General features: G+C 72.8%; 17 protein-coding genes. 1 reads left to right on the plus strand and 16 read right to left on the minus strand.

The window, feature by feature from the left end; genetic code table 11:
• Positions 1-6065: non-ribosomal peptide synthetase (locus IE153_RS36630; RefSeq protein WP_189594011.1), on the minus strand; the 6065-nt coding region annotated here is incomplete at its 3' end.
• 218 nt (positions 6066-6283) lie between these two features.
• On the opposite strand from IE153_RS36630, the gene IE153_RS36635 reads away from it, so the two are divergent.
• Entirely contained in the window at positions 6284-6757 is a 474-nt protein-coding gene (locus IE153_RS36635; RefSeq protein WP_189594012.1) for a hypothetical protein, read from the plus strand.
• Here the strand turns inward: IE153_RS36635 and IE153_RS36640 are convergent.
• The 15 genes from IE153_RS36640 to IE153_RS36710 all read right to left on the minus strand — a co-directional run bounded on the left by IE153_RS36640 (position 6754) and on the right by IE153_RS36710 (position 18275).
• Positions 6754-9486, minus strand: a complete 2733-nt coding sequence (locus IE153_RS36640; RefSeq protein ID WP_189594013.1) for a non-ribosomal peptide synthetase — start codon at positions 9484-9486, stop codon at positions 6754-6756. The two genes, IE153_RS36635 and IE153_RS36640, sit on opposite strands and share 4 nt — an antisense overlap.
• A gap of 68 nt (positions 9487-9554) precedes the next feature.
• A complete protein-coding gene (locus IE153_RS36645) occupies positions 9555-10424 on the minus strand; it encodes a mycofactocin-coupled SDR family oxidoreductase (RefSeq protein ID WP_189594014.1) in 870 nt (289 codons plus the stop codon).
• Positions 10421-11116 (minus strand): thioesterase II family protein, encoded by a 696-nt coding sequence (locus IE153_RS36650; RefSeq protein ID WP_435812007.1) that lies wholly within the window; start codon positions 11114-11116, stop codon positions 10421-10423. Before IE153_RS36650 ends, IE153_RS36645 begins: the two co-directional genes overlap by 4 nt.
• A gap of 129 nt (positions 11117-11245) precedes the next feature.
• Complete coding sequence (locus IE153_RS36655; RefSeq protein ID WP_189594016.1) at positions 11246-11461, minus strand: MbtH family protein; 216 nt, start codon at positions 11459-11461, stop codon at positions 11246-11248.
• A gap of 47 nt (positions 11462-11508) precedes the next feature.
• Positions 11509-12129, minus strand: coding sequence for a 2-hydroxychromene-2-carboxylate isomerase (locus IE153_RS36660; protein ID WP_189594017.1), 621 nt, complete (start codon positions 12127-12129; stop codon positions 11509-11511).
• Positions 12130-12168: 39 nt separating this feature from the next.
• A complete protein-coding gene (fabG, locus tag IE153_RS36665; RefSeq protein WP_189594018.1) occupies positions 12169-12915 on the minus strand; it encodes a 3-oxoacyl-[acyl-carrier-protein] reductase in 747 nt (248 codons plus the stop codon).
• A 22-nt stretch (positions 12916-12937) separates the two neighbouring features.
• Positions 12938-13417, minus strand: a complete 480-nt coding sequence (locus IE153_RS36670) for a 3-hydroxyacyl-ACP dehydratase FabZ family protein (protein ID WP_189594019.1) — start codon at positions 13415-13417, stop codon at positions 12938-12940.
• On the minus strand, positions 13414-13815 hold the full coding sequence (locus tag IE153_RS36675) for a 3-hydroxyacyl-ACP dehydratase FabZ family protein (RefSeq protein WP_189594020.1): 402 nt from the start codon (positions 13813-13815) through the stop codon (positions 13414-13416). Before IE153_RS36675 ends, IE153_RS36670 begins: the two co-directional genes overlap by 4 nt.
• Positions 13815-14063 carry an acyl carrier protein gene (locus tag IE153_RS36680; RefSeq protein WP_189594021.1) on the minus strand — a complete coding sequence of 83 codons (249 nt, stop codon included), beginning with the start codon at positions 14061-14063 and terminating at the stop codon, positions 13815-13817. Before IE153_RS36680 ends, IE153_RS36675 begins: the two co-directional genes overlap by 1 nt.
• Before the next feature lie 40 nt (positions 14064-14103).
• Positions 14104-15213 carry a beta-ketoacyl synthase N-terminal-like domain-containing protein gene (locus tag IE153_RS36685; protein ID WP_189594022.1) on the minus strand — a complete coding sequence of 370 codons (1110 nt, stop codon included), beginning with the start codon at positions 15211-15213 and terminating at the stop codon, positions 14104-14106.
• 65 nt (positions 15214-15278) lie between these two features.
• Entirely contained in the window at positions 15279-15677 is a 399-nt protein-coding gene (locus IE153_RS36690; protein ID WP_189594023.1) for a hypothetical protein, read from the minus strand.
• Positions 15677-16084 (minus strand): hypothetical protein, encoded by a 408-nt coding sequence (locus IE153_RS36695; protein WP_189594024.1) that lies wholly within the window; start codon positions 16082-16084, stop codon positions 15677-15679. The genes IE153_RS36690 and IE153_RS36695 overlap by 1 nt, the downstream gene beginning before the upstream one ends.
• Entirely contained in the window at positions 16085-16465 is a 381-nt protein-coding gene (locus tag IE153_RS36700) for a hypothetical protein (protein ID WP_229829346.1), read from the minus strand.
• The gene (locus IE153_RS36705) at positions 16462-17433 is read right to left on the minus strand and encodes an acyl-CoA thioesterase family protein (protein WP_189594025.1); all 972 of its coding nucleotides are present in this window, start codon (positions 17431-17433) and stop codon (positions 16462-16464) included. Before IE153_RS36705 ends, IE153_RS36700 begins: the two co-directional genes overlap by 4 nt.
• Complete coding sequence (locus tag IE153_RS36710; protein ID WP_189594026.1) at positions 17430-18275, minus strand: alpha/beta fold hydrolase; 846 nt, start codon at positions 18273-18275, stop codon at positions 17430-17432. Before IE153_RS36710 ends, IE153_RS36705 begins: the two co-directional genes overlap by 4 nt.
• Positions 18276-18295 lie beyond the last annotated feature (20 nt).

Raw genomic sequence — 18295 nt, forward strand, 5'->3', positions numbered from 1 at the left:
GCCGCCAGACCCACCACCGACACCCGGTCGAACAGATCCACCGCGAACTCCACACTGCCTGCCAAGCCGTCCTCGGACTCGGCCAGCTGGAAGGAGAGGTCGAACTTCGCGGTGTCCAGGCGGACCGGCTGGTCGCTCACCTCGACGCCGGGGAGGGTGAGGTCGGCCGCGGGGAGGTTCTGGAGCTGGAAGCTGACCTGGAACAGGGGGTGGCGGGCCATGGAGCGCTCGGGGCTCAGGGCCTCCACCAGGCGCTCGAACGGCACGTCCTGGTGGGCGTAGGCCGCCAGGTCCGTCTCGCGCACCCGCTCCAGCAGCTCACGGAACGTCGGATCGCCCGACAGATCCGTCCGCAGCACCAGGGTGTTGATGAAGAAGCCGACCAGGTCGTCCAGTGCCTCGTCGGTGCGGCCGGCGACGGGGGATCCGAGGGGGATGTCATCACCGGCGCCCAGGCGGTGCAACAGGGTGGCCAGGGCGGCCTGCATCACCATGAACAGGCTCGTGCCGGTCGAGCGGGCCAAGTCGTCCAGTCGTGCGTGGAGTTCGACCGGTATGTGGAAGGGGACGGTGTCGCCGCGGTAGCTCATCCGCGCCGGACGCGGCCGGTCCGCCGGCAGCACCAGCTCCTCCGGAAGCCCCGCCAGCGCACCTCGCCAATAGTCCACCTGCCGCGAGAGCTCACTGGTGGGATCGTCCTCCTCACCCAGCACCTCACGCTGCCACAGCGTGTAATCCGCGTACTGCACCGGCAACGGCTCCCACACCGGAGCCGAGCCATCCAGCCGCGCCGCATACGCCTCCCCCAGATCACGCGCCAGCGGGCCCATCGACCACCCGTCACCCGCGATGTGATGCACCACCACCAGCAGCACGTGGTCGTCGGGTGCGAGGGTCAGCAGGTGGGCGCGGAGAGGGAGTTCGCGGGTGACGTCGAAGCCTTGGGCGGCTGAGCGGGCGAGGGTCTCGTCGAGTGCGTCGGCGGGGACGTCGATGCGGTGCAGGGGCGGGCGTGCCGCGGGGGCGTCGGCCGGCAGGACGAGCTGGCGCGGGTGGCCGTCGGTGTCGGGGAAGAGGGTGCGCAGGGATTCGTGGCGGGCCACGACGTCGGCGAGGGCGGCCTGGAGGGCGGTCCGGTCGACGGTGCCGCCCAGGCGCAGGGACAGGCCCAGGTTGTAGGTGCCGGTGGGGCCGTCGAAGTGGCTGAGGAACCACAGGCGGCGCTGGGCGTGGGAGAGGGGGATCTCCTCCGGGCGGGGGCGCGGGCGTACGGCCTGGCGTGCGCCGGTGGTGGTGTCGAGGCCGGCTGCGAGGGTGGCGACGGTGGGCGCCTCGAAGAGGGAACGCACGGTCAGTTCGGCGCCGAGTTCGGTGCGGATGCGGCTGATGAGCCGGGTGGCGAGCAGGGAGTGGCCGCCCAGGTCGAAGAACGAGTCGTCGAGCGAGACCCGCTCCAGGTCGAGGACTTCGGCGAACAGGGCGCACAGGGTGCTTTCCTGGGGGGTGCGCGGGGCGCGGCCGGTGCCGGGGGCGGCGTAGTCGGGGGCGGGGAGGGCCCTGCGGTCGAGTTTGCCGTTGGGGGTGACGGGCAGCGCGTCGAGCAGGACGACAGCGGCGGGCACCATGTAGTCGGGCAGTTCAGCGGCCGCGTGGGCGCGCAGCGCCGCCGGGCCGGCGGTGTCGCCGGCCGGGACGGCGTAGGCGACCAGTCGCTTGTCGCCGGGGCGGTCCTCGCGGGCCACGACGGCGACCTGGGCGACCGTGGTGTGACGGGCGAGCACGGACTCGATCTCGCCGAGTTCGATGCGGAAGCCGCGGATCTTCACCTGGTCGTCGACGCGGCCGAGGTAGTCGAGTTCGCCATCGGTGGTCCAGCGCACCAGGTCGCCGGTGCGGTACATGCGGGCGCCGGGCGGGCCGTAGGGGGAGGCGACGAATCGCCCGGCCGTGAGGCCGGGGCGGCCGAGGTAGCCGTGGGCGAGGCCGGAGGCGGTGAGGTAGAGCTCTCCGGGGACGCCGGGCGGGACGGGGCGCAGGGCGTCGTCGAGGACGTGCACGCGGGTGTTGGTGATGGGCCGGCCGATGGTGGGCTGGCCGGTGCCCGGGCGTAGGGGGCTGCTCATGGTGGCGCAGACGGTGGACTCGGTGGGGCCGTAGGCGTTGACCATGCGGCGGCCGTGGGACCAGCGGTCGACGAGTTCTGTGGAGAGGGCCTCGCCGGCGGTGACCAGCGTCATGTCGGCGGGGAGCGTGGCGTCGCCCATGGCGGCGAGGACGACGGGCGGCAGGGTGGCGTGGGTGACGCGCTGCTCGGCGAGGAGCGCGGCGAGCGGGGCGCCGGCGGCGAGTCGCTCGGTGGGGGCGAGGACGAGGGCCGAGCCGGTGAGCAGGGTGGTGAGGATCTCCCAGATGGACGCGTCGAAGCTGGGTGAGGAGAACTGCAGCACCCGGTGGCCGGGTCCGCCGCCGAACCATTCCTGGTGGGCGGCGGCCATGCTGGCGACGCCGGTGTGGCTGACGACGACGCCCTTGGGGCGGCCGGTGGAGCCCGAGGTGTAGATGACGTACGCGCAGTCCTGCGGGGTGAGCGCGGCGTGCGGGAGCGGTTCGTCGGGGAGGGGCACCGCGTCCAGGAGCAGCCGCTCGGGGCCGTCGTCGGGCAGGGCGTGCTGCAGGGCGGTGGTGGTGACGACGAGGGCGGGGCCGGCGTCGTCGAGCATGTAGGCGATGCGGTCGGCGGGGTAGGCCGGGTCGACGGGGACGTAGGCGGCGCCGGTCTTCATGGTGGCCAGGAGGGCGACGACGGTGTCGGTGCTGCGGCCGAGGGCGACGACGACCAGGCGTCCGCGGGCGGCGCCGCGCTCGCTCAGCAGGCGGGCGAGCCGGCCGGCCCGCTCGTCGAGTTCGCGGTAGGTGAGGGCGGTGTCCTCGTGGACGAGCGCGGTCGCGTCGGGGGTGCGGGCGGCCTGCCGGGCGAACAGCTCGGGGGTGGTCGCGTACGGGACGTCGGCGGCGGTGTCGTTCCAGTCGGTGCCGATGCGGGTGCGTTCGGCCGCGGTGAGCACGTCGACGGAGTCGACGCGGGTGCCGGGGTCGGCGGTGAGCGTGGCGACCAGGGTCCGGAAGCGGTCGGTGAGGGTGCGCACGGTGGCGTCGTCGAACAGGTCGCGGGCGAACTCGACGGTGCCCTCGATGCCGGCCGGGGCGCCGTCGTCGGTGAACCGCTCGCCGAGCCGGAAGGACAGGTCGAACTTGGCGGTGTCGGTGTGCAGGTCGCGCGCCGTGGCGGTCAGGCCGGGCAGGTCGAGGACGGGTGCGGCGTTGTCCTCGAGGGCGAGGGTGACCTGGGCGAGCGGGTGGCGGGCGAGCGAGCGCACCGGGTTGAGGATCTCCACCAGCCGTTCGAACGGCACGTCCTGGTGCGCGTAGGCCGCCAGGTCGGTCTCGCGGACCCGGTCGACGAGTTCGCGGAAGGTGGGATCACCGGAGACATCGGTGCGCAGCACCAGGGTGTTCACGAAGAAGCCGACCAGGTCGCCGAGGGCCTCGTCGGTGCGGCCCGCGACGACGGTGCCGACGGGGATGTCGTCGCCGGCGCCGAGGCGGTGCAGCAGGGCGGCGACGGCGGCCTGGACGACCATGAAGACGGTGGCGCCGCTGTCGTGGGCGACGGCGAGCAGCCGCTGGTGGACGTCGGGGGCGAGGCGGAAGCCGACCCGGCCGCCGCGGTGCCCGGCGACCGCGGGGCGCGGGCGGTCGGTGGGCAGGGCCAGTTCCTCGGGCAGGCCGGCGAGGGTGTGCTTCCAGTGGTCGATCTGCCGGGCGAGCACACTGCTGGGGTCGTTCTCGTCGCCGAGGAGGTCTCGCTGCCACAGGGTGTAGTCGGCGTACTGCACGGGCAGCGGCGTGAACTCGGGTGTCCGGCCGGCCAGCCGGGCGGTGTAGGCGTGGCTGAGGTCCCGGGTGAAGGGGGCCACGGACCAGCCGTCGCCGGCGATGTGGTGGATGACGAGGAGCAGCACGTGCCGGTCGGGAGCGAGGGTGAACAGGTGGGCACGTACGGGGATCTCGGTGGCGAGGTCGAAGCCGCGGGCTGCGGCGCCGGCCAGCAGTCCGTCGAGGGCACCGGGGTCGTCGACCTGGGTGACGGTGAGCTCGGGGCGGGCCGCCGCGGCGTCCAGGACGTGCTGCAGGGGGGTGCCGTCCTGGACGGGGAGGACGGTGCGCAGGCTCTCGTGGCGGGCGACGACGTCGGTGAGGGCGGCGTGCAGCGCGCGGGTGTCGACCGGGCCGGCGAGGTCGACGGTGAGGCCGTCGTTGTAGGCGGCGCTGCCGGTGTCCATCTGGTTGAGGAACCACAGCCGGTTCTGTGCCGCGGACAGCGGCAGCCGCTCGGGGCGTGGCCGGGCGGTGAGCGCGGGCCGGGCGCCGGCGGAGGGGTCGAGGGCGGCGGCGAGGGTGGCGGCGGTGGCGTTCTCGAAGACCGTGCGCAGGCTGATCTCGGCCTTCAGTTCCCTGCGGATGCGGCCGACGAGTCGGGTGACCTGGAGTGAACTGCCCCCGAGCAGGAAGAAGTTGTCGTCCACGGAGACGACGTCCTCGCCCAGCACCTCGGCGAAAAGCCGGCACAGGGTCTCCTCCTCGGCGGTGCGCGGGGGGCGGGAGGAGGGGATCGCGGCCGGAAGTTGCGCACCTTCGGCGCTCGGGGGGAGCGTGGCGGTCGTGGGGGCGGCGGACAGGCCGGCGGTGTCGAGTTCGAGGGCCTGGACGGGCTCGTCGAGTCCGGCGGAGCCCAGGCGGTGCAGGAAGTCGAGGAAGGACAGCTGGTAGGCGCGCAGGGCCTCGTCCTCGTACAGGTCGGGGTTGGCGTCGAAGTCGACCTGGAGTCCTGAGCCGGTGCCGCGGTCGTAGACGATGAAGGAGATGTCGTCGGCGGGGCCGATGGAGAGGTTGTGCGGGCGGGCCGGGTGACCGTCGAAGGTCATGTCGTAGTCGAACATCATGATGTTGACGTGGGGTCCGACCAGGCGGCGGTCGTCGGCCAGCATGCCGAGGTCGCGGCGCAGGTCCTCGAACTGGTAGCGCTGGTGCTTCATCGCCGCGCGCATCTCGCCGGAGACCTGGTGGAGCAGTTCGCCGACCGTGGTGCCGGGGCGGATCGCCACGCGCAGCGGCAGCACGTTGGAGACCATGCCGGGCACGCCGCGCGCCTTCTTGCCGAGCCGGGTGGAGACGGGCAGGCCGAGGACGACCTCGGGCACGCCGGTGAGCCGTTGCAGCCACAGGGCGACAGCGGCGATCAGGGCGGGCGGCCAGGTGACGCCGGCGTCGCTCGCGAGGGTGCGCAGCCGCTGTGCGTCGTTGGTGCCGAGGTGGGCGGTGCGGCGGGCCAGCGAGCGGGCCAGCGCCGGCTGTTCGCCGGAGAGGCTGACCGGCTCGGGACAGTCCTTGAGCCGGTCGATCCAGTAGGCCCGGTCGGTGCCGAACCGCTCGGAGTCGCGGTAGGCGGTCTTCTCGTCGAGGAGCTGGGCGAGCGGCGCGAAGGGGGTGGCGGGCACGGGTTCGCCGGCCACCAGCGCCGAGTACACCTCGGCGGTGCGCCGGGCCACCATGTTGACGGTGAAGCCGTCGACCAGCAGGTGGTGGTAGCGGTGCAGCCACAGGTGCCGGTCGTCCGAGAGCCTGAACAGGGCGAACAGGAACAGTGGGGCGTGTTCGGTGTCCAGGGGCCGCGCGAAGCCCTCGGCCGTCCAGGCGCGGGCGGCCGCCCAGGGGTTGGGTTCGGCGCTGACGTCCACCACATGGAGGGACCAGTCGAGGTCGCCGGCGGGCACGATCCGGGCGGCGGGCCCGTCCTCGGCGGCGACGAACCGCAGCCGCAGCGTCTCGGCCTCGGCGACCACGCGCCCGAGCGCCGCCTCGAAGAGGTCCGCGTCCACCGGGCCGCTGATCTCCAGGAACTCACCCGTGTTGAAGATCGTGTTCTGCGGATTCAGCTGCTGCGCGTACCAGACACCCGACTGGGCGGCGGTCAGCGGCAATAGGACGCCCTGGAGGTCAGACACAGCCACTCACCCTCAATACGTTTATGAAAATCGATGCGAAACGCGGAGGTACCTTTCTAACAGCGCACTTTCGGCCGGAACAACGACCGTTGCAGAAAGCTGCCAACCCGCCGCCGGGATACGCGTGCTAGCGTCGCCGCATGAGCGATGACACGGAATCCGCAGGTACTTTGATAGACCGTCACATGCCTCGATGGCATTTTCGTGAGCGTCATTGGGTGGCGGTGTCGGCACCGCGCGAGGAGGTGCTGCGGGCAGCCCGGGAGATCACCTGGCGCGAGGCGCCGGTGGCCCGTTTCCTCCTCGCGTTCACCCGTAACAAGCTGCGGCCCGAGGGCCGGGTGCTGGACGACTTCGCGATGGGCGGGGACACCGTACTGGCCTTGTCGGACGACGAGTTGCTGTACGGCGGCATCGGTTCGCAGGCCGGTCCGGTACGGCCCGAGCAGCCGATGCACGAGGCGCTGCGCGACTACGCGGAGCCCGGCTGCACGAAGGTCGTGTTCAATATGCGGTACGCCGGAGGAATTCTGTCGACGGAGACCAGGATTCTGGCCACCGACGAGCGGACCCGGCGCAGTTTCGGGCGGTACTGGAGGCTGATCCGGTTCCCGAGCGGAATCATCAGGATCGCCTTGCTGTCCGCCGTCAAGCGGCGGGTCGACATCCGGCCTGAAGGTGCGAGGAATTAACTCCGGGCATTTCTTACGAGTTCGATGAACCGGCCTGCCGTCGAATTGCGGTACAAGTCCTGGGTGGTCACCTTCGGCAGGCCCTGTTCCCGCATCTCGCGGAGCACCCGGATGACCAGCAGGGAATTGCCGCCGAGTTCGAAGAAGTTGTCCTGGGAGGTGACGTCCGCGTTCAGGGCGTGGCTCCAGAGTTTCAGGATCTGCGCGGCCAGCGGGTCGTCGTCCTCGTTGGCGGACCCGGCGGTCACCGGGGCCCCGGCGGCGGGCGCGGACCGTGCGGGGGCGCCAGGGGCGGGCAGGGCGGCGGTGTCCACCTTGCCGTTGATGGTGAGCGGCAGGGCGTCCAGCTCGGTGACGGTCGCGGGGACCATGTAGGAGGGCAGCATGCCGCGGGCGTGGGCGAGCAGTTCGGCGGTGCCGGCCGGGCCCCGCAGCGTCACATACGCGTCGATGCGGGCGGTGGCGGGGTCGCCGGGCACATCGTGGCCGAGGACCGTGGCGGCGCCGGTGACCTCGGGGTGGCTGAGCAGGACGTTGCGGATCTCGTCCAGTTCGATGCGGTGCCCGCGCACCTTGACCTGGCTGTCCAGCCGGCCCAGGTGGTCAAGGCTCCCGTCGGGGCGCAGCCGGCCCCGGTCGCCGCTGCGGTAGATGCGGCCGCCGCCGTGGGGGTCGGTGACGAAGCGTTCGGCGGTGAGTTCCGGCTGCCCCAGGTAGCGGTCGGCTACACCGGCGCCGCCGACGCAGATCTCCCCGGCGGCCCCGATCGGCAGCACCCGGCCGCGCGGGTCGCGCACCGACAGGGTCCAGCCGGGCAGCGCCGGACCGACCTGCCGTCCGGCGGCGAGCACGTCGTGCGGGGTCACCGTGTGGGCGGTGACGTGGACGGTGGTCTCGGTGATGCCGAACATGTTCACCAGCCGGCAGGCGGTGTGGGAGTGCCGGGCGAACCAGGGGACGAGCATCCGTACGTCGAGCGGCTCACCGCCGAAGATCACCAGCCGGAGGGTGAGCTCCGTGTCCGCGCGCCGGTCCGTCTCCACGAGCTGGGCGAAGGCCGACGGGGTCTGGTTGAGCACGGTGACCCGCTCGCGGGAGAGCAGGTCGTGGAACTGCTCGGTGTCCCGGGCGGTCCAGTAGTCCACGACGACCAGCCGGCCGCCGGTGAGCAGGCAGCCCCAGATCTCCCATACCGAGAAGTCGAAGGCGCTGGAGTGAAACAGCGTCCACACGTCGTCGCCGGTGAGCCGGAAGTCCTCGCGGGTGGCGTCGACGAGGGCCGCGACACTGCGGTGCGGCACCACCACTCCCTTGGGGCGGCCGGTGGAGCCGGAGGTGTAGATGACGTAGGCGGGCGCCGAGGGGTCCTCGGGGCGCGGCGGGGCGGGCGGCTCGGCGGCGCCGAGGGCGCGCAGGGCGGCGGGGGTGACCGTGCGGACGGCGGACGATCCCGGAAGGATTCCGTCGGAGGCGACGACCACCTCGGCGCCCGCGTCGTCCACGGTGTAGCGCAGCCGCTCCGGCGGGTGGCCCAGGTCCATCGGCACATACGCGCAGCCCGCCTTGAGCACGCCGAGGAGGGTGACCACGAGGTCGGCGTCCCGCTCCAGGGCGACGCCGACCATGGACCCGGGGGCTACGTCGAGGGACCTGAGCCCGGCGGCGGTCTGCTCGGCACGGGCGTCGAGTTCGGCGTAGGTGAGGCGGGTGTCCCCGGCGGTGAGCGCGATCGCGTCGGGCCGTTCGCGGGCCACGTCGGCGAACAGTCCGTCCACGGTGCGGGCGGTGGCCTCGGGCGGCCCGGCGGGCGGGGTGACGCCGAGCCGCAGCACGTGCTCGCGTTCCTCGGGCGTCAGCAGGTCAACCGTGTCGAGCGGGGCCTCGGGCCGGTCGGCCAACTGGACGGCGACGTGGGCGACATGGGCGGCGAACCGCTCGGCGACGCAGGGGTTCAGGTCTCCGTGGCCGTAGTGCAGGACGGCGGAGACCGTGCCGTCGGGGTGCCGGGTGGCGTGCAGCAGTCCGGGCAGTGCGGGGGCGAGGTACGGCAGATGCCGCTGCCCGGGGATACCGTCCTCGACGAGGACGCCGATGCCGGACGGCAGGCGGGGAGTGTCACTGCCCGGGGTGGTGCGCTGCCGCCACTCGCCGGTGAACTCCGCGGCCGTCCGCGTCTCGTCGACCTGCTCACCCTCGCCGTAGCGGGCGAGCACCAGGGCGACGGAGGCGTGCAGCAGCGCCGTGCCGGCGGTCACCGCCGGCCCGCTCAGCGGAACGGCCACCTCGCCGGCGCGGCCCGCGGCGGACGGATCGCCGAGGCCCCACTCCAGCGCGGGCCGGTCGGCATCCGCAGGACGGGGTGTGCCCGCGCCGTCGGGCCAGTGGGCGAGCACCAGGGGGTCCGGGCCGCCGAGGGCGAGGTGGCGGCGGGCCACCAGGACCAGAGTGGCGTCGGCGTCGGGGTCACCGTCGGCGGGGCGCAGCAGCACGGCCCGCAGCGGCGGCCCGCCCCGCCGCAGCGGCCGCAGGGCCTCCCGGTGAACCCGGGCTCGGACGGCGTCGTCGTCGGCTCCCCGCGGCAGGGTCTCCTCCCACAGCCGCAGCCCGTCCGGCTCCGGCAGGATTCCCGCCGCCCCGTCGCGCAGGCGCCGCCGCAGTGCGGCGGGATCGACGGGGCCCGGCATCCGGACCACCAGGCTGTGGCAGGACGCGGCCTGACTTCGGGACATGGTCGGACTCCTGGGGTACGAGGCGGAATACGGGAGGAGGGGTAGAGGGTGTGGGCCGGGCGAGGGCTTCAGCGGGCGCTGAAGCCGCCGTCGACGGTGAGGGTGGTCCCGGTGACCTGGCGGGAGTCGTCGCCGGCCAGCCAGAGGGCCGCCCCGGCGATGTCCTGCGGCTCGATGAGGGCGTTCATCGGCTGCGACTGCACGAAGATCTCCTCGTGTTCCTCGACGTCGACGTCCAGCGAGCGGGCGATCTCGGCGAGCATGCGGCCCTCGTGCAGCGGGTCGTCGCGCACGGAACCGGGGCACAGGGCGTTGACCCGCACCCGGAACGGCGCGTAGTCCAGGGCGGCGGCCTTGGTCAGCCCGATCAGGCCGTGCTTGGCGGCGACGTAGCCGGCGAAGTGCCGGTAGCCGACGAGCCCGGCGGTGGACGCCACGTTGACGACGCTGCCGGAGCGCTGCTCGATCATGGCGGGGACGACGGCCTTCGTCATCCGCCAGGCGCCGGTGAGGTCGATGCCGACCATCAGGTCCCACTCGTCCTCGGCGATCTCGTGCACGGCCTTGCCGGACGGGGCGGCGATGCCCGCGTTGTTGAGCAGCACGTCCACCGTGCCGAAGCGGTCCAGCGCCAGCCCGGCGACGCGGTCCACGGCCGCGGGGTCGCGTACGTCGGCGGTAGCGGTGACGACGGCAGCGCCGTGCGCCCGGCACAGCTCGGCGGTGTGGTCCAGCTGGCTGCCGCTGCCGAGCGGGTAGGGAACGCCGGGCAGGTCCTCGGCGACGTCGACGAGCACCAGGTCGGCACCCTCCGCGGCGAACCGTACGGCGCAGGAGCGGCCGAGGCCGCGGGCGGCGCCGGTCACCACGGCGGTCCGGCCGTGCAGTCTGCCGTCGGCCGGGGCGAGGGCGGCGGCCGGTCGGAGCGTCGTGGTCATGAGCGCGCCCCCGCGCCGATCGCGTCGATCAGGGACAGCGGGGACTCGGTGAGGTACATGTGCCCGCCGGGCAGTTCGGTGAGCCGGAAGGCGGCGGTGGTGGCCTGCCGCCACTCCTCCGCCCGGGCGCGGCTGACCAGCGCGTCGTCCGTGCCGCGCAGCGAGGTGATCGGGGTGCGCAGCGGCTCGTCGCCGGCGGGCTTGTAGTTCTCGTGCATCTCGACGTCGGCGCGCAGCACCGGCAACAACAGTTCCCGCAGGTCGGGGTCGGCGAGCGCGTCGTGCTCGTACCCGGCGAACTCGCGGACCCGGGCGAGGAACTCGTCGTCGGCGAGGCCGGTGGCGCGGTGGGTACGGCCGGTCCAGGGACCGGGTGAGCCGCTGACGTAGAGGTGGGTCAGCGTCACGGCCGGGTCGCGTTCCAGGCGCCGGGCGAGTTCGAAGGCGAGGACGGCGCCGAGGCTGTGGCCGAACAACGCGACCGGGCCGGGCCCCGCCTGCTCGGCGGCGGTGCGGGCCAGATGGTCGGCGGCGTCGGCGACGTCGCGCAGCGGCTCCTCGACGAACAGTTCTTCGCGGCCCGGGAGCTGGAGCGGGACGATGCGCGGCGCGTGGCCGGGGAGGTCTTTCCAGGCGCGGTAGAAACCGGCGCCGCCCCCCGCGAAGGGGAGGCACAACAGGGAGTGGGTCATCAGCGGCATCGCTTTCTGGGAAGCGGTTTTTCCGTGAGCAGCCGGATGTCACGCTGTCAACGGTGCGGGGCAGGGGCAATGGGCGTTGCAGATAGCTGCCACCCCACCGCCCCTGCGCGCCGGGCGTCGTCAGGCGGCGTCCATGGCGTCGGCGAGGGACTTGGGACGCATGTCGCTCCAGTGGTCGTTGATGTAGTCGAGGGCGTCCTGCCTCCCGGTCTCGCCGTGCACCACGGTCCAGCCGGCAGGGACCTCGGCGAAGGCGGGCCACAGGGAGTGCTGGTTCTCGTCGTTGACCAGCACGAGGTAGCGGGCGTCGTCGTTCTCGAAGGGGTTGGTGGCCATCGTTCGTTCCGTCCTTTGCGGTGGATGCGGTGAGCGGGCCGCGCGGGTCACGCGGTCCGGATCTTCAGGTGCTCGGCGAAGGCGGGGAGCCGGTCGACGCCCCAGAACTTGTCGAAGCCGGCGATGAAGAACGGCACGCCGAACACCCCGTCACGATGCAGAAGGTTCAGCGCCTCGAGGCCCTTCTCGCGCACGCCCGGGTCCTCGTGGGCGCGTTCCAGGACGACGGGGTCGACGCCGATGTCGCGGCCGATACGGGCCATGGTCAGCGGGTCGGAGATGTCCTCGCCCAACTCCCAGCGCGCCCGGTAGGCGGCGGCGATGAACTCGCGTCCGGCGCCGAGCGCCTCGGCGGCGAGGTAGGCGAGGTGGGAGACCTCCCAGCGCGGTGCGGGGTCCACCGGCCAGACCATCTCCAGGCCGCGGGCCCGGGCCAGCCGTCGCACGTCCTGGAGGATGTAGAGGTGCTTCTCCCTGGACATCGGGACGTACGGAAGTCTGACGTTGCCGCGCTCGAGTTCGTCCAGGGCCGGCTGGTCGGGCTCCCAGAACGGCAGCCACTCGATGCCGTCCGCCACGTCCGGGTAGCGCTCCAGCAGGTCCCGGTAGGCCATCCAGGAGTACGGGCTGCGGAAGGAGAAGTACCAGCGCGGTCCGCGTCGTGCCATCACCGCCTCCAACGGTCGTCGAATACAGGAAAAGGGGGGTCAGATGGTGATGCCGCCGTCGATCTGCAGCACGGCTCCGGTGATGTACGCGGCCCGGTCCGAGACCAGGTAGGCGACCAGGTCGGCGACCTCCTCGGCGGTGCCCATGCGGCGCAGCGGGATGGCGGCGACGGCCTCCTTGCGGGCCTTGTCGTTCATCTCGGCGACCATGTCGGTGTCGATGAAGCCGGGCGCGACCGCGTTGACGCGGATGCCGGCGCGGCCGGTCTCCTTGGCCAGGGCGCGGGAGAAGCCGATGATCCCGGCCTTGGACGCCGAGTAGTTGGCCTGGGTGGCGTGGCCGTAGACCCCGGCGACGGAGGAGATGTTGACCACGGCTCCGCTGCGACGCTTCATCATGCCGAACACCGCGGCGCGGCACACGTGGTAGACGCCGTCGAGGTTGGTGTCGATGACCTGCCGCCACTGGTCGTCGTCCATGAGGACGAGCGGGTTGTCGCGGGTGATGCCGGCGGCGGTGACGACCGCGTCGAGGGCGCCGAGCCGCTGCTCGGTCGTCTCGATCCAGGCGCGCACCGCTGCGGCGTCCGCGACGTCCACGCGGGTGCCGGTGATCGTCACGCCGAAGTCGTCGCCCTCCTTCTCCAGGGTGCGGGCGGCGGTGTCGTCCGAGCGGTAGCAGAAGGCGACGTGGAAGCCGTCGCGGGCGAGCGCCCGGACGGTGGCCCGGCCGATGCCGCGCGACCCGCCGGTGACGAGCGCCACCCGTGGGGTGCTGTCAGTCATGGGTATCTCTCCTGATGGTTTGTCAGGTTTTGTCGGGGCGCAGGGCGGAGGCGGGGCGGAAGGCCATGACGATGCGCTCCACGGTCATCACCGGTTCGCCGGCCGAGCGGCACTCGCCCTCGAACAGCACGGTGTCGTCGACCCGCCGGTCGAGCCGGACCCGGTGTTCCAGGACCTCCCCCGGCAGCACGGGCCGGTGGAAGGCGACGCCGGTCATCCCGCCGAACAGCATCACCTGCCCCTGAAGCACGTCCGGGTTGGGGTCGTCCCAGGTGGCGAGGACCCCGGCGGCCTGGCACCAGGACTCCACCAGCAGCGTGGGCGGGTAGGCGAAGTCCTCCTCGGGGGTGTCCGGGCCGAGCTTCTCGTACCAGGGCTCGTTGCACGTCACCGCCTTCAGCGCGGTCAGCCGCTCGCCGGGTACGACGTCGACGAGCCGGTCCACCAGCAGCATCGGGAAGCGGTGCGGCAGCCTGGCCCGGATCTCGCGCTGGCCCGTCATGCCGCCGCCTCCCCGGCCGTCCGGCGGGTGTAGCGCAGCCGGACAGTGGCGGCCGGTCCGCGCCCGGTGCTGAGCCGGGCGCGGCACTGCCAGTCGCCGGCCGGGGTCTGCTTCCAGGTCATGTCGATGTCCACCACGTCGCCGGGGAAGACGGGCCCGGTGAACCGGGTCGACTCCACGGCGGCCAGCGCGGCCCCCTTGGCCTCGTCGGGCGCGGTCGCCAGGACGCCCTGGTGGGTGCACTCCACGAGACAGACGCCGGGGAAGATCGGGAAGCCCGGGTAGTGGCCGGGGAGCACGGTCTCCGCGGCGTCCACCGTGAAGCGGGCCGCGGTGCCGGACTCCCCCGACGGGGGCAGGACCTCGACCTGCCCGGCGAGCGGACTGGCGGCGTTCATCAGGCGACCCGTGCCGTGTCGAGTTTGCCGAGGAGCAGGTCGTAGGCGCTCCGCAGGGTGACGATCTGCTTGAGGTCGGACTCCGGCAGCTTGATGCCGTACGTCTTCTCCAGGATGACGACGACCTCCAGGGCCATCAGGGAGTCGACCTCGAGGTCGTCGACCAAGCGGGCGTCGTCGGTCACCTCGGCGACGTCGACGTCGAGCACCTGGGCCACGAGGGCGCGCAGTTCTTCCTTGTCCAGCATGGTGGGTCCTTGGGGTCGAGGGCGGGTCGCGGTGGGGTGATCAGCGCAGGCCGAGCAGGGCGCAGCCGACGGTGCCGGTGCGGTCCACGGAGGTGATCAGGCCGATCCGGCCGGCGCTCTCGCCGGGCCGGTCCGCGGCGTACGACAGGAGGGCGGCGGCCTGGAAGGCGGCCGCGGCGGCCCCGGTGTCGCCGATCAGTCCGGTGGGCGTGAGGTCGGCGGGCCCCGCGCCGCGGAGCACCTCGCGCACGGCGTCGGCCTCGGCGGCGCCGTGCGGGCCGGGGGCGCCCGAGCGGGCGACGGCGGCCACCCGGTCCGGCTCGACGCCGGTGCGGCGCAGCGCCGAGCGCAGGCAGGTGACGAGGGCGGGGCGGGGGTCGCCGTCGAGGACCACGCCGAGTTCCACGGCGAGGATCTCGGCGAGCACGGGCTGGGCGGGGTCGTCGGGCGTGTGTGGTTCCACCAGGAGCATGGCGCAGCCCTCGCCGAGCGGCGGGGTGGTCCCCCGTGTGCCGTCGCCGCTGTGGTGCTCCAGCCAGGCGCGGGCCGGGGAGAACTCCTCCGCGGCGCCGCACAGGACGGTGCGGGCCCGGCCGGAGGCGAGCAGCCGGCGGGCGTAGTTGAGGGCGTGCAGTCCGGCGGTGCGGCCGCCGGCGATGGTGGCGTTGGGGCCCTTGAGCTGGTACCAGATGGCGCTCTGCCCGGCGGCGCAGTTCATCACGGTGTTGGGGAAGCGTGCCGGATCCACGAAGAAGGGCTGCTCGCCGGTGAGCGAGTCGCGGGTGAAGTCCATCATCGACTGGGCGCTGCCGGTGGTGGTGCCGAGCGCGAACGCGGCGCCCTCGCCGGTGCCGACGGCCCGGTTGCGTTCGGCGTCGTCCAGCAGCGCCCCGGCCGCGGTGACGGCCAGGCCGGTGACCCGGTCCATGGAGCGGGTGCCCTTCTTGCCGAGCACCGCGCGCACGTCGAAGGCGGGCACGAGGCAGCCGACGCCGTCGGGGGTGGTGCCGTGCTCGGCGCCGAGTCCGGTGACGGTGCCGCGCCGCTCCCGCAGGCCCGCGGCGTACGCGTCCCTGCCGATGCCGTACGGCGACACGGCCGACCATGCGGTGATCACCGGGTGGCCGGTGCCCGTGGTGAGGGTGGTCATGACCGTCACGTGGTCCTTCCGTTCAGGGGATGGGGCTTGGGAGGTGGGGAGGGGCGCCGGGTGGCTCAGAGGAAGAAGACCATCCGGTAGTCCTTCCAGCGCGCGGCCACTTCGCCCTCCCGGGCCAACCGGACGCCGGGCAGGGGCGGGCGGGGCGAGCCGAGCACCGCGAGTGCGGGCTCCTCGACCCAGACGCCGACGTCCGCGTCCAGCAGGGTGCGCAGGCCCGCGCGCGGATCGGTGACCGTGTCGACGACCCGGTCGCCGATGCGCAGGGCAGGGGGCGGGGGCGCGTCGAGGGCGTAGGTGACGGCCGTGCCGCGCAGCAGGACGTCCAGTCCGCCGAGCTGGCGGTGCAGTTCGGTGGCGAGGTACAGCTCGTCGAAGAACTGCTTGTCCAGGGCGCCCCGGTAGCCGCGCTCCACGACGGCCAGGACCCGCCGCCCGGGCATGCGACCGTCCATCAGATCACCCCGATCAGCAGGGTCTTGTCGGCGGCGGCGACGTTGGCGGCGTATCCGGCGGGCGGCCGGAGCATCACCTGCGGCAGGTGCTCCGTGACCCCGCGGTCGTCGCTGCAGAAGCGGCAGCCGTACCAGTGCAACCGGTCCGGGAAGGCCCCGAGCAGTTCCTCGGCCAGGCCCGGCAGGGACGGGTGGCTCCGGTTCCAGTCCGCGAGGTTGCGCGGCTTGTCCGGGCCCTGTCCGCGCCGGGTCAGCAGGGTGGCGTAGCCGCACGTCCACACCTGGACGGCGGCGCCGCGCTCCAGCAGGGCCTGGGTGAGCCGCAGCGCGCTGGTGACCTGGTCGCCGGCGTGCGGCGCGCCCATGAGGGTGAGGAGGACGTCGGTGTGCGGAATCTGCCTGGCCACCTAATGCCACACCACCCGGACCGCCGGGTCGAGGATCCAGCCCGCCACCACGTCCATGCCGACGACGCGCAGTTCGGGCCGCAGTCCGGCGGTGTCCAGTCCGTGCTGGGCGAGCGAGAAGCTGTCCGCCGCGAGGACGCCGCCCTCCTTCTGGAACCGGTCCAGGTCGGCGTCGCTGCCCGGCACCGCGAGCACGACCCCGTCCTGGACCAGGAACAGCAGGGCCGACTCCCCGGTGATCACCTGGGTCACCGCGTCGCGCCGGAAGCCGGTGTCCGCGGCGCGCCCCTGGCTCTCGATGAGCAGCAGGCGCGGGGCGGTGCTCTCCCAGTCGGCCGCGTTCACCGCCTGTCCGGCCGCGTTCACCGCCTGTTCGGTCACGCCTGCGCAGCCTTGCCGTGCAGGGCGTCCAGGACGCGCTGGTCGAAGGTGACCAGCTTCCAGTCGCGGCGGTTCTCGATGAGCGCGTAGCCGTGGACGATGCGCCCGGTGGCGGTCTTCACCAGCTTGCCCTCGCGCAGCACGTACCAGTCCATGCGGGAGGTGTAGGTGAAGTCCTTGAAGACCTCCTCCACCGTGTAGACGGTGTACAGGTCCTCCTCCATCAGCGCCTCGTCGAGGATGCGGATGTCGGAGCGGGGGACGACGGGGATCCATCGGCGGTCGTCGAGCAGGGTCCTGATGGAGATGCCGCGGTCGGCGACGAAGCGGTCCTTGCCCTCCTCCATCAGGCGGAGGTAGCCGGACATCTGGATGCGCTCGGTGAAGTGGCAGTAGGGGTAGGGGATGTTCCACTTCCAGGCGTAGGCGTTCTGCCCGGCGGTCAGGGAGGCGAGGATCTCCTCCTCGGACGGGGCGGCGGTGCCCGGCTCGCGCTCCAGGTCGTCGCCGAGCCGTGCGACGGCGAACCGGGCGAGCCGGCCGGGCACCTCGCCGGCCGCCTCCAGGTAGGTGTCGCTGCGCAGCGAGACGCGGACCTTGGAGGTGACGGCCTTGTGGATCTCGCCGTCGCGTTCGAACCGGATGGTGACCTTGAACCCGATCGTGTTGTCGTCGTCCTTGGTCCAAGGGGTGACCTCGGCCTCGGCGACGTCGTCCATGTGGAAGGCGTGCAGGATGCGGGTGTCGATCGACACCAGGTCAAGGCCCAGCCCGTGCTCCTCGTACAGGGCGCGGGCGGGCAGCCGGACCTGCCGGAAGTGGTCCAGGACGGCTTCCTCGACCAGGTAGTTGACGTGTTTGAAGCCGATCCAGGTGCAGATGTTGGAGCCCTCGTAGCGTGGGCGCACCTGCGTGGTGGTGGCGGTGGTGAGCAGGGCCTTGACTGCGGTGTCGGTGACGAGGGTCATCGTTGGGGCTCCAGGGCGTCGTGAGGGGCGGCTCCCCGCTGGAGGGGGAGGCCCAGGGTGGCGTGGACGAAGCTGCTCACCTCGGCGGCGAACTCGTCGGCCGCCTCGAGCATCGGGAAGTGGCCGCAGGGCAGGACGCGGACCGTGGCGTCGGACAGGGCTCCGGCGAGGGCCCGGCTCTCCTCGGCGCGGGCGGCGAAGTCGGTCTCGCCGCCAATGACGAGGGTGGGCACGGTGATCCGGCCGGTGTCCAGGGCGGGGGTGCGCAGATACAGCTCGAAGAACCGCAGCCAGCCGTGGGGGCCGACCCGGTCGCGCACCCGGGTGCCCATGGCCCGCTGGACGTCGGCGGGGAGCCTGCCGCCCGAGTGGACGCGGATCCCCTCCTCCATGATCAGGTGGAAGTCGTTGAGGTAGTAGCTGATGGTGTTCCAGTCGAACTCGTCGGCGCCGGCCCGGTAGAAGGGCGAGACGAGGACGAGAGCCCGGATGCCGAGGCGGCGCGGCGCGTCGACGCCGCCCCGCTGCTTCTGGTCGAGCAGGTCCAGCAGGACGTTGGCCGCCATGGAGTGGGCGACCACCACCTCGGGGCCGCCGGGGACCGCCGACAGGGCCTGGGCGAGCCGGCCGCGCAGGTTGGGTTCGTGGCCCCAGTCGGCGATGGTCTCGGTGCGCCAGGGCAGCCGGGCGGTCCACACCTGGCAGGCGTCCGGCAGCAGCTGCAGGGCGCGCTCCCAGACGCTGTCGTTGGCCGCGAGTCCGTGCAGCAGCAGGACGCGGGGTCCGGGGCCGTCGGTGCGTTGTTCTACGGCGACGGGCCGCAGGTCGATATGGGTGTTCACCGGGATCGTCTCCTCGTCGC

It is taken from the genome of Streptomyces massasporeus (genome assembly GCF_014648995.1).
GTDB lineage: Bacteria > Actinomycetota > Actinomycetes > Streptomycetales > Streptomycetaceae > Streptomyces > Streptomyces massasporeus.